Source organism: Granulosicoccus sp. 3-233 (genome assembly GCF_052681095.1).
This window is the reverse complement of record NZ_JBQYLE010000003.1, coordinates 111,623-124,277: the sequence shown is the minus strand read 5'-3', so window position 1 is coordinate 124,277 and position 12,655 is coordinate 111,623. Positions and strand designations below refer to the sequence as shown.

The following is a 12,655-nucleotide window of genomic DNA, read 5'->3' as shown; positions in this document are numbered from 1 at the left end:
TGCTGATACTTGTCTGTAACGGGCCTTTCGAGCGACTCTTTCGGGGTGTCGCGTCATGCTTGCCGGGGAACATTTCGGTAGATGCGCTGCTCTCAAGGCAGTGGTGCAGTCGTGAATCGTGCAGAACGTTGAGGATATTGTGGGTAATCCAGTGAAGCAAGCAGCGAGGCAGCGTGCATATCGGGCATGATTGTTTGCAATCCGACACCCAGGCGAACCGTTCTGATCGGCAGGATGGTACTTCCGCATTAGCGTTGTCACTGCCATATTCCGTTCATGACAGACATCGCCAGTGCGCTCGATCCGCAGCGTCAGACGATGTCGAGCGTGGGCAATGGAGCACCTGGTGGTGGCACGACAGTATGGAGATCGACCGAACAGGGTGATGGCCGGGATTTTGTTGGCTATACCTCTACCATGGAGTTCAACTGGAAACTGAATGATGTTCGAGCTGCTGTTCAATTACCCGGTAGAGCTGTGGCAGCAGGCGAGGCTGAGTTTCGAGGCTGACCTGCCGTTGTGGGGCCTGCCTGCAGCGATGGCTGTCGTCGCTCTGCTGATACTGGTATCCCTGTGGCGGCGTGATATCAGCCTTGCCCGTCGCGGCAGCATTGCCGTGTTGCAAGGTTTGCTGGCAGCAGTGGTTCTGATCATGATCTGGCAGCCAGTGTTGCAGGTGTCGGTGGCGGAGCGTGGCGAGAATACGGTTGCCTGGGTGCTTGACGGTTCACGCAGCATGAGCTTGCAGGATGTCTCGGCGACAGGATCCGTTGCAAGCTTCGGTGAGCCTCTGTCGCGACTGGAGGCCGGTCGGCAGGCTGTGCAAGAGCTGGCCATTCAGGATACCGATGAATTCTCGGCCCGTCTCTACCGCCTGGGTGACGGACTGAGTTCGCTTGACACCCTGGATGAGGTCTCGAATCAAGACCCTGCAAGCCGCTCCAACATCGCGCCCGCGCTGGATGAGTTGCTGGGCACGGTCAGTGAATCGGCTCTGGCGGCCGTGGTACTGATCTCTGATGGCGCGGACAACAGCGACCGGATAGACAGTCGCTGGTGGCAGACGCTGGCAGCTGCCGGTGTGCCGGTGCATACCGTCGGTGTCGGGCAACCGGAGGATCCGGCCGATCTCGAACTCGCCGAGGTGTTCATGCCGGACACGGCCCAGCCGAACACCGAGTTGACTGCACGTGTACGAATTCGCCATGGTGCCGCTGGCATCGCTCGAGTGCGTGTCATGTCCGGTACGGAGCTGCTGGCGGCCGAAGATGTCCGCTTGCCGGAGGATGTCGGCGAGAGCATCCACTCGCTGAGCTTCTCCAGTGGCGACAGTGGTACTCGCCAGCTGGAATTCAGCGTTGAAGCGACACAGGATGAGGGCAGCGAGAACACGCCAGACGACCCGGTACCTGCCAACAATCGTCAGCCACGCATTCTGCGGGTAGTGGATGCCCCCAGGCGCATCCTGTATGTCGAAGGCGAACCTCGCTGGGAATACAAGTTCCTGCGTCGTGCCATGGATGCCCATCCCGGAGTCACCGTGGTGTCGCTGCTGCGCACATCGCCCAACAAGTTCTATCGTCAGGGGGTTCGGGACGGCAATGAACTGGCCGACGGTTTCCCCACCACGCGTGAACAACTGTTCGCCTATGACGCCGTGGTCATCGGCAGTCTGGAAGCGGCTGAACTGTCCACCGCCCAGCAGAGCGCGTTGCGAGATTTCGTCAGTCTGCGCGGCGGCACCTTGCTGATGCTCGGTGGTCGCCAGGGTCTGGCGGACGGTGGCTGGGGTCGCTCGGTGGTGGCAGCTGCCTTGCCAGTGCAGCTGGGTAGCCGGCCCGGGGCAGAGACCTTTGATCGCCAGCGCGCGTCCGTCATGCCGTCACTGACCGGTTTGCGTACACCCTGGTTGCAGCTGGCAGATGGCACTCAGGCCAATATCGACGCCTGGCAGAGTCTGCCGGAACTGGCTGATCATCAGTCTCTGGGCCAGGTCAAGCCCGGGGCCCTGACTTTGCTGGAACAGGTTGCCGGCAATACCAGCCGACGTTCCGAGCCACTGCTGGTGGCGCAGCGCTACGGACGAGGGCAGAGTCTGGTGCTGGGGACCAGTGGCACCTGGCGCTGGCAGATGCGATTGCCGTCGGAGGATATGCGGCATGAACGTTTCTGGCGGCAGTTGCTGGGCATGACGGTAGAGCAGAGTCTGCCAAGGCTGCGGTTGCAGACCGACAAGCCGGTTTACCGCGATGCGGATACCGCCAATCTGTCATTACTGGCCTACAATGCCGACTATACCGATTTACAGGTATCCGAATTACCGGTCGCGCTCAGTGCTCCCGATGGCAGCACGCAAACCGTTGCGCTCTATCCCGACAATGATCGTCCCGGGCATTATTCCGGGCAGATTCCCATGCACCTCGATGGACCCTATTCGGTGGCAAGCAGCACGCCACTGGAAGGAGAATCGCCCTCTGCGCCGCTGTCCAGCGTGGAACAATGGTGGGTTCGCGAGTCCGGCAATGCCGAGGATTTCGGTTCAGGCCTGCAAGCGGACTTTCTGCAGCGTATCAGCGAGGTGAGCGGAGGCAGCTATCTGCCGCTGAGTGACATCGACCGGCTGAACAGCATCCTGGCTTCGGAGAATGCGGCCTTGAAAAGAGAGAGTCATCTACCGCTGTGGAACATGCCGTTCCTGTTTCTGTGTGTCATTCTGCTCAAGCTGTTCGAATGGGCGCTGCGACTGCGATGGAAGCGATTGTGAGAGGCTTGATCAAGGGTGCGACGAGAGGCTCGCTCGATGATGCGCCGGTGGCTATCGCGCGCGGCCAGCTGTTTGCCGGCCTGCTGTTGCCGGTACTGCTGACTGTTGCAGAGCTCGGGCAGGCCGAGACGCATGCCGTGATCGTCAACGGCCTGGGGGGAGAATCGGCCTATTCGGATGCGTTCGATGCCGCTGCAGATACTTACGTGGAGGCTCTGCAGAGTATCGATGAAGGTGAAGGGCAGATCGTCCGTTTGCAGGAGACGGCGACTCGGGAAGAGATACTGGCGGCCATCGAGACACGCGCCGCCGTCATGCAGGCGTCCGATACCATCGTGCTGATACTGGTCGGGCACGGCACTGCCGACAGTCTCACCTGGCGCTTCAATATTTCGGGGCCTGATGTGACCACCGAAGATCTGGTTGCGGCGCTCAATGGAGTCAACGCCGGACGACAAGTGGTGGTGTTGGCCACCAGTGCCAGCGGTGCCGCGCTGGAAGCCCTGACACAGCCGGGTCGGGTCGTGGTGACAGCGACCAAGAGCGGCGGCGAAGTCAATGCCGTGCGTTTTCCCGGTTACCTGGCCGATGCCATGGCATCCAGTTCGGCAGACTATGATCGCAACGAGATACTGACCGTGGCAGAGGCATTTCGCTTTGCCAATGCCCGTACCGAAGCCTACTACGAACAGCAGAACCTGCTGGCATCCGAGCATGCCAGGCTGGCCGGGGATCTGGCCAGCGATATCCCGCTGGCATTGCTGGGTTCCCTGCGCGAGGCCAAGGATGACCCGCAAGTGGCGGCACTGCTGGATGAGCGGCTGACTCTGGAGGATGCGTTCAAGGCGCTGAAGGCGCGCAAGTCGCAGATGCCGGTGGCCGACTACTATCGCGAACTGGAGATTCTGTTGATCGACATTGCCAGAATGCAGCAATCCATTGATGCCGTGACCGGCTGGAGTGATACCGATGCCGAGAGCTGAGCGCGGGTTGATCTGGCTGGTATTGCTGCTGTCTGTGACAGTCGGCAGCGCTGCACAGGCTTTTCCGATCCACTACGACACGAGCCGAGCGGACACCCTGCGACGCTGTGACCAGCACCAGTACGAGGGCCGCAGGCAGGCCGCCCGAGAGTGCTACGAGCAGCGACTCGAACAGGCCAGCGGGCTGGAACGGGCGGATGCAGCCGCCGCTCTGGGGGATATTCGCCAGGCCAACAAACTGTATCGCGAACTGGCTGCCGACAGCACCGATCCTGCCATCAAGACACAGTGGGCGAAACTGTATCTGCAGACTCACCAGGTGAGTGATGCAGAAGCACTGTTCCGCGAGGCCTTGCTGTATGACGCCAGCTGGTTGCCGGCCCGCATCGGTCTGGCGAAAGCCCTGTCGGAAGGCTTTGAAGGGCAGGCCAGAGTGGCATTGCGGGAGATCATCAACGAGTACCCGGACAATGTCGAGGCCTTGCTGTTGCTGGCCGGCATCGAGCTCGAACTGCAGAATCTGGAAGAGGCTCGCGGGCTGCTCGATCGCGCCCTGGCCAATGTCGACGCTCAGGGGCTGCCGCCTCTGGAGATCTATGCGCTGCATGCCGGTGCAAATCTGCTCGAAGACAAGCCCATGAAAATCTGGACCGAGCGTGCACTGCAATACAACCCTGGGTATGGCGACATTCACGCGATTCCGGCGCACTTCTACATCATCACCTATCGTTATCGGGAGGCTGTGGATCTCTATCAGAAGGCGGTTGCGCTGGACCCCGAGCTGGCGACGGCTCATCGCGACCTGGGTATCAACCAACTGCGTGTCAACAATGTGTTCGCCGCACGCTATCACTTGCAGCGGGCCTATGATCTGGACCCCTTCGATGCGCAGACGGTCAATACACTGCGTCTGCTCGATGATCTGGACGGGATGCGCGTCAGTTACGTGGACGTGCCATATGCCGATGATCCGGATGCCACGATTGGCCGGGTACTGATCCGGCTGGACCGGGAAGATGCCGATGCGCTGGAGCCTTACGTCATCGATCTGGCCGTGCGCGCGGTGCAACTGTTCAGCGAGCGCTATGAGTTCAGCTTGCAGAAACCGATGGTGGTCGAGCTCTATCACGACCATGATGATTTCGGGGTGCGTACGGTCAGCACACCGGGAATCGGCCTGCTGGGTGTCACCTTCGGCTATCTGACAGCCATGGACAGTCCCAAGGCCCGAGCTGCCGGGGAGTTTCACTGGGGCAGCACGCTGTGGCACGAGATGGCGCATGTCTTCACGCTGGAGGCCACCAATCATCGTCTGCCACGCTGGTTCAGCGAAGGCTTGTCGGTCTACGAGGAATGGAATACCGGCCCTTTGCCGGATCGGGAACTGTCGATGGACGTGCTGACCGCCATCCGCGATGGTCAATTGCTGCCCGTTGAAGGACTGGATCAGGGGTTCGTCAGACCCAGCTACAACGGTCAGGTGCAGGTCTCCTACATGCAGGCGGGCCTCATCTGCGATTTCATCGGCCGGCGCTGGGGGCATGACGCTCTGGTGAGCATGCTCCAGGGTTTTGCCGCAGGTCAGAGCACCTCGGAGGCCCTGCACGATGCCATCGGCCTGCGAGGCGGTGAGTTCGACAGGCAGTTCGCCGACAATCTGCAGACCCTGTATGGCGATCTGCTGGAATCACTGGATGACTACGCTGCCGAGGCCCGGCAACTGGAGCGCTCTCTGCAGTTCGATGACTGGGTCAGCGCTGCTGCCCTGTCGCGGGATCTGATCCGGCGGTATCCGCAACGGGTCGGTGCAGGCAATCCCTACCAGGTACTGGCCATGTCCTTGCGTGAACAAGGCCATGTGGATGAGGCGATCGAGGTTCTTCTCGACTGGCAGGCTCTGGGCGGACATGATCCGGATGCGTTGACGCAACTGATCGATGATCTGCGAGCGGCCGGTCGAACGCAGGAGGCGGTACCGGTCATGGAATCGCTCAATTGGGTAATGCCTTATGGCACGGATGTTCACCGTTGGCTCGGTGAACATTATCTGGACCGGCAGCAACCCGAGCTGGCACTGCGCGAGTTCAATGCGCTGATCGGCATGCAGGTCGACGACCTGGCCGGCGCCTACCTGGGCAAGGCGAGAGCGGCGCGCCTGCAGGGCGACGATCAGGCGGCTCGCCGCGAAGTCATCTATGCACTGGAAAGTGCACCTTTCTACCGACCTGCCCAGCATCTGTTGCTGGAGCTTTCTGCTGGAGACTGAATTGTGAGCGACACTGAATTCGACAAGGCCGACACGGCCCAACTGGTTAGCGAGTTCCGGGATGTGACCACGCGCCTGCGCAGTGAGGTAGGGCGTATCATCGTCGGTCAGGACGAAGTGGTGGAACACTTGCTGATCACATTGCTGGTGGGCGGCCACTGTCTGGTGACCGGGATGCCCGGTACCGCCAAGACACTTCTGGTCAGAACTCTGGCTGATGCACTGGGCTTGCAGTTCGATCGCATCCAGTTCACCCCCGACCTGATGCCAACGGATATCACCGGCACCGACATCATCGAGGACAATGACAAGGGGGAGCGCAGCTGGCGCTTCATTCCCGGTCCCATTTTCACCAATGTTCTGCTGGCAGACGAGATAAACCGTACGCCACCCAAGACACAGGCCGCCTTGCTGGAAGCCATGCAGGAGTACTCGGCGACGGTGCGTGGTACTCAGCACACCATCGACAAGCCCTTCTTCGTGCTGGCAACCCAGAACCCTCTGGAACTGGAGGGAACCTACCCCTTGCCGGAAGCGCAGCTCGATCGCTTCCTGTTCAATATCATGCTGGGCTATCTGCCGCTGGAAGATGAGTTGACCGTGGTCGAGCGCTTCACCAGTGACACGCCACCGGAACCTGTCGTTGCGTGCACCAACCCGGCCCAGATCCTGGCATTTCAGCGCCTGACCCGACAGGTGCCGGTCAGCAGGCAGGTTGGCCAGTACGCGGTGCAACTGGTTCGAGCCACTCGCCCTGAAGATCCATCGGCGACGGACAAGGTTCGCCAGTACGTCAAGTTCGGTGCCTCGGTCCGGGCCGCGCTGTTCATCACGCTGGCTGCCAAGGCACGCGCATTGATGGCTGGCCGTTATCACGTGACCACCGATGATATCGATGCACTGGCTGCGCCCGTGTTGCGCCATCGAGTCATGCTCAACTATTTTGCCGAAGCCGATGGCGTCGACATCGATGCCGTTCTGCGGGACCTGGTCGAGCAACGAGTGGCGGCCTGAGGCATGGACGGGCGTCGCTTGCAGTCAGGTCATTGCGGTGAACCGGTTCCTGTACGAGGGAGGTCGATCTGATGGCGGCGCAGACAGCCAATCGGCTTCTCAAGCCCGAGGTACTGGCACGCCTGGGCTCCCTGGAGCTGGTGGCCCGTACGGTGGTGGACGGTGTGACAACCGGTCTGCACCGATCGCCACATTTCGGGTTCAGTCAGGAATTTGCCGAATACCGGGCGTACAACGAAGGAGATGACCTGCGCTATGTCGACTGGAACGTCTATGCGCGTACCGATAGAACCTACATCAAGCGCTTTCAGGGTGAAACCAACACGGCGGTCACCTTGTTGCTGGATGCCAGTGCCTCGATGAATTTCGGCACGCCGGTCAACAAGCTGCATCAGGGCATGTATCTGCTGGCTGCGTTGGCCTACATGGCGCGCAAACAGCATGATGCGATCGGGCTTGCCGTATTCGACGAATCGGTTCGCCACTACCTGGCGCCGTCGGCACGACCGGATTCACTGGTACGCATACTGGGTCAACTGGAGAGTACCGAGGCGGGTGCCGGCACCGACATCATTGCCGCTCTGGCCAGTCTTCGGGCCAGCATGAGCCGCCGTGGCCTGGTCATCGTCGCCTCGGATTTCTACGCCGATGCCGATGAACTGCTGGCAGCGTTACGACCATTGGCACATCAGGGGCAGGATGTGGCGGTGTTCCACCTGCTCGATGTGGAAGAGGTCGAGCCGTCGCTGACACGCACCAGTGCGCTGCGTGATCTGGAATCGGACGAGGCCGTGATAGTCGATCCGGCATTTCTGCGCAACGGCTATCAGTCCCGATTCAAGGCGCATTGCGCCTCCATTGAACAGGCTTGTCATCGCATCGGCGCCGATTACACGCGCGTCATGACCGACGAGCCGCTGGATGCCGCCTTGCAGAGTTATCTGCGTTTCAGGGAGCGTCGCGGTCGATGAGTCTGCTGTTTCCAGCCTATCTGGCCGGCCTGCTGGGGTTGGCCCTGCCATGGTTGCTGCATCGCTTCAGCGATCAGCGGGCTCCTGAACAGGCGTTTCCTTCCCGGCGATTTCTTGAAGCAACAACGCCTCCGGTGTCGCGAACCCGACAGTTGAAGTACCTGATCCTGCTTGCGCTCAGGGTCTTGAGTCTGTTGCTGCTGTGCCTTGTCTTTGCCCAACCGTGGTTGAACCGTGAAGGCGCTGATGCTGTTCGCAGCAAACATCATGTCATCGCCATCGACCAGTCTCTGTCCATGCGAGCTGCAGGTCGCTGGCCGGCAGCCATCGACAGGGCCCGTGACATCGTGTCCGGTCTGCCGGCGGGTGATTCGGTAGAGCTGCTGGGGATCGATGACGGTATCCGCCGCACCGATCGGCGGACCGAACCGGCCAGCGTGCAGTTGCAGGCACTGTCTGCAATGGAGCCCGGTCATGTGTCTGCCGACTATGGCAGCCTGATGCAGGGCATCAACCGGATTGCTTCCGAATCCGATGTGCCGGTCACACTGTGGTTGATTACCGATGTCCAGCAAAGTGCCTTGCCCACCCAGCTCAATGCGCTGTATGCACCGCAGCTGGATGAAATGCATGTCGAATCGGTGGTCACCGAACCACAGCGCAATGTGCACCTGCAGGCCAGTGCATTGTCCACCGATGGCGTCAATGTACAGGTCAATGTCCAGTTGATGGTCAGCGAATCGAGTGTCGAGGAAAATGCAAGTCCGGTTGATGTCGAGCGTCGAAGTACCACGGTGCAGTTGTATGCCGGTGATCGTCTGCTGGCCGAGCAACAGGTGACTTTGCAGCCATTCGAATTGCAGACAATGGTGTTCGATCGCCTGGTCATGCCGGCGGTGGCTGATCCTGTCTTCACCGTTGCCCTGGCAGAGCCGGATGATCTGCCGGATGACGATCGGGTGGATGTGGTGGTGAGAACAGCCAACCCGATGCCTGTGGTGTTGCTCGCCACGGAACGTCAGGTGTCGGACAATGCGGCAGTCTTCCTGGCAACGGCTCTGGAGACCGACGATCTGGCCAGCGTCGACGTGATCACGGGCAATGCTGAGCGCGTTTCCGCGGAGGTTCAGCATGTCATCAGTGGCCGTACCCTGAGCGGAAAGATCGATCTGGATATCCTTCAGTTCGTCGATAGTGGCGCCAATGCGCTGCTGTTCAGTGCGGAGCCGCCGCAGGTGACGCAAACAAGCGGACAGTTGGCTGTGCCGCGCATATCGGGTAGCGAGATGGGTGTGTCCGATGATGCTCACCCCCTCCAGCTGGGTAGACTTGACTGGTCCGGTACCCGCTTCTACGATGTGCCGCCACTGTTGCTGGTCGAGGGTGATCGCGTTCTGCTGCAGACCAGTGATCGCTTGCCCGTGCTGGTGGAACGGCTCACGGAGCGGGGTCGTCTGCTGATTCTGAATGACAGGCTTGACGGATCAGGCAGCAATCTGCCCCTGCAGCCGGCTTTCGTCTCCCTGATGCAATCGATACTGAACTATTTCGATGCCAGCACTGCCTTGCCCGATCAGATCGTCGCCGGCGAGCGGCTGGCATTGCCCGCCAGAGTGCAGGTTCTGGATCCGACCGATCAGCCATTGTTGACACTCGATGCCAGTGCGCATTCCGGCACCATCGAGCTGGATGAACCCGGCATGTACAAGATCGTGGGGGCCAGAGGCGAGCATGCCCTGCAGGTGGTACTGGACAGCCGGGAAGCGAACATTGCCACCTTGAGCCCAGCGGAACTGGCGGCCTGGCAGAATCGCTACACGGAAGGTGCAGACACCGGGGAATCCGGGCAGGGTAATGCTGGCAACGTCGGTGGCAAACAGGCAGAATCAGGTAGCAGCATGAGCGTTGCAGAGGCTGCCCGGCTGGCCACATGGCAACTCATTCTGCCAGTACTGCTGTTGCTGTTCATCATGGAAAGCGCGCTGGCAAACCGACGTCTGGACGTCAGGAGAGATGGTTCATGAGCCCATCCATAGAGCGTTTCGGGAATTATCTTCATCGGGCGATGCAGCGTGAGCGCTGGCGTCATGTTCTGCGTTTTGCCGCCTTGCTCGCGCTCGCTCTGGTCCTGCTCACCGCTGTCGGGGCCTGGGCAGGGCTGTTCCGGGGTTTTACCCCGGCATTGACCAACTCCGTGCGGCTGGCTCTGTTGCTCGTGACCGTGCTGTGTCTGCTGTTCCTGCTGTGGCGTCCCCTGCGCCAGTTGCAACGCGATCAGGGAGCGACACTGGTGGAAAGGGCCGATGCGGCCTTCGATGGGCGGGTTCATACCTATCTGGATACCCGAAGCAAACAGCCTGATCAGCCGTTTCTGGCCCTGCTGGCACAGGATGCCATGTCAGTCGCCCGGCGAGTACCACTGCAACGTATCGTTCCGACTGCCGCACTGGTATGGCCGCTGCTGGTCTTGCTCCTGCTGGGCGCCGCCTTGCTGGCATCACGCGTGCTGGCACCGCCAGGCTGGCAGAACGCCGCATTGCATGTCTGGTGGGGCTGGAGTGACAAGACACTGGTCGAGCCCCGAGCGGTGACCGTTGCACCCGGAGATATCGAATTGCTGGCAGGTGAGGATCTGCCACTGACCATCGAACTGAGTGGTTTCAGGCAGGATTCCGTTACCTTGCACGCCCGCAGCGGTGACGGTGAGTGGCAGGCAACACCGATCAGCGCCTCACCGGATCAACAGTTCCGATTCACGCTCTACCGAGTCAACGAAGCGCTGGAATATCATGTCAGTGCGGCCTATACGCAAAGTCCGACCTATCATGTCTCGGTGGTACAACCGGCACGGCTGGAGAGAATCGATGCCGGTTTCGAATACCCTGAATGGACCCGTCTGACGCCGACAACGCAAGTGGATGTGGGCGATATCAGTGGTGTCAAGAACACTCGAGTCGACTTGTCCTTTCAACTGGATCGCCCCTTGCAGGATGGCGCCCTGCGACTGGGAGATCGCCTGCTGAGCTTGCAGGCACCGCAGTCTGTCCGTAAGGCGGGTGCGAAGACTGCCGTGTCGAGCACGGCCGATTCAGCGACGGATGTCGATGCAGATGACGCAATCACCTCCTACCGTTACAGTGCAAGTTTTGTCATTGACAACGACACACAGTATCAGCTGATAGATCGCATGCTGGATCGAGAAGTGCCGATCAGCCCGGAATACGCAGTCATCGTGCGTGGTGATGAAGCACCGATAGTCAAGCTGGTCAGGCCGGGCAGAGATGTGACTGCCTCGCCGATCGAGGAGGTCGCCATCGGTATCGAGGCCGAGGATGATTTTTCGGTAGAGTCCATCGAGCTGCTGTACTCGGTCAACGCCGGAGACTGGCAAAGTGTCATGCTGCCGCCAGAGAAGCTGACAGAGCACGTCTTCTATCTGGAGTCCATGGGCAGTCCCGACGCTGGCATTGACGATACCGATACGCTGACGCAGGGCCCCACACCGGAATCGGAAACGGCACCACTTTCCACCACACTGACGGGTGTGGTCATGCAGCCGGGCGATCTGATTACCTACTATGCCAGAGTTCGCGACCACGACAGCGTCAGCGAAACCGACATGATGTTGATCGATGTCAGGCCGTTCGAGCGACGTTTCTCGGAAGGCCAGGGCGGCGCCAGTGGTGGCGCGGGCGGCGGCGGCGGTGCCAATGAGGGCAGTGAGATCTCACGGCGGCAAAAGGAAATACTGCTGGCTACGTGGAATCTGCAACGCACCACCGAGGCATTGGGAGGAGAGACTGCCGGGCAGGAAGACAATGCGCGATTGTTGTCCGAATTGCAGGTGACGCTGGCCGAGCAGGCACGCACACTGGCCGATCGTTCGGAAGCTCGTGAGCTGGTCGACCAGGGTGAGAAGATTCGCATGTTCGTGGATTATCTGCGTGCCGCAGCGATACAGATGGAGCCTTCTGCTGCCGCATTGCAGACCCTGGACTTCGAGCGGGCGATACAACCTCAGCAGAAAGCGCTGCAACTGCTGCAGAGAGCCGAAGCCCTGTTTGCCGATATCCGCATGACACAGCAACAGGGTCAGGGTGGAGGAGGTCAGCAGGCCGGACAGGACATGGCGGAAATGTTCGAGCTGGAAATGGATCTGGAACGCAATCAGTATGAACAGCCCGATCGAGGGGGCAACAGTGCCGGTAGCGAGCAGCTGGATGACATTTTCGATCAGTTGGCCGAACTGGCGCGGCGGCAGCAGGCTCTGGCAGAAGCGGAACGCCAGCGCGACCAGCTGACTCGCGAAGAGCAGTGGCAGCAGCAACAGCTGAGACGAGAGCTGGAGCAGATGCAGCGTGATCTCGAGCAATTGCAGCGAGACGCCGAGGAAGCCGAAGGCGAAGACGCTCAATCCCTGGCGGAGGCCGCTCGTTCTCTGTCAGAGCAGCTGCAGCGTGCGCGCGAAGCACTGGAGGACGCAGCTGGACAGGATGGGCAGCAGCAGGCCGACAATCAGCAAGACGCTTCATCAGGTAATGGAGAAGAATCGCAACAGGCCGATTCGCAACAGGGCAGTCAGCAGGGAAGTCAGCAGGGCAGTCAGCAGGGCAGTCAGCAGGGCAGTCAGCAGGGCAGTCAGCAGGGCAGTCAGGCA

General features: G+C 60.4%; 7 protein-coding genes. All 7 read left to right on the top strand.

Going from position 1 to position 12,655, the window contains the following annotated elements; genetic code table 11:
• The first annotated feature begins 442 nt into the window (after positions 1-442).
• The gene (locus ACUNV4_RS09975; RefSeq protein WP_430878392.1) at positions 443-2,764 is read left to right on the top strand and encodes a hypothetical protein; all 2,322 of its coding nucleotides are present in this window, start codon (positions 443-445) and stop codon (positions 2,762-2,764) included.
• Positions 2,749-3,747 carry a hypothetical protein gene (locus ACUNV4_RS09970; RefSeq protein WP_430878391.1) on the top strand — a complete coding sequence of 333 codons (999 nt, stop codon included), beginning with the start codon at positions 2,749-2,751 and terminating at the stop codon, positions 3,745-3,747. The genes ACUNV4_RS09975 and ACUNV4_RS09970 overlap by 16 nt, the downstream gene beginning before the upstream one ends.
• Positions 3,734-6,013 carry a tetratricopeptide repeat protein gene (locus ACUNV4_RS09965; RefSeq protein ID WP_430878390.1) on the top strand — a complete coding sequence of 760 codons (2,280 nt, stop codon included), beginning with the start codon at positions 3,734-3,736 and terminating at the stop codon, positions 6,011-6,013. Before ACUNV4_RS09970 ends, ACUNV4_RS09965 begins: the two co-directional genes overlap by 14 nt.
• Positions 6,014-6,016: 3 nt before the next feature.
• Positions 6,017-7,027 (top strand): AAA family ATPase, encoded by a 1,011-nt coding sequence (locus ACUNV4_RS09960; RefSeq protein WP_430878389.1) that lies wholly within the window; start codon positions 6,017-6,019, stop codon positions 7,025-7,027.
• Positions 7,028-7,098: 71 nt separating this feature from the next.
• Positions 7,099-7,998, top strand: coding sequence for a DUF58 domain-containing protein (locus ACUNV4_RS09955; RefSeq protein WP_430878388.1), 900 nt, complete (start codon positions 7,099-7,101; stop codon positions 7,996-7,998).
• Positions 7,995-10,022 (top strand): BatA domain-containing protein, encoded by a 2,028-nt coding sequence (locus ACUNV4_RS09950; protein ID WP_430878387.1) that lies wholly within the window; start codon positions 7,995-7,997, stop codon positions 10,020-10,022. Before ACUNV4_RS09955 ends, ACUNV4_RS09950 begins: the two co-directional genes overlap by 4 nt.
• Positions 10,019-12,655 (top strand): hypothetical protein (locus tag ACUNV4_RS09945; protein ID WP_430878386.1); only part of this gene is annotated, 2,637 nt, incomplete at its 3' end. The genes ACUNV4_RS09950 and ACUNV4_RS09945, both read left to right, overlap by 4 nt.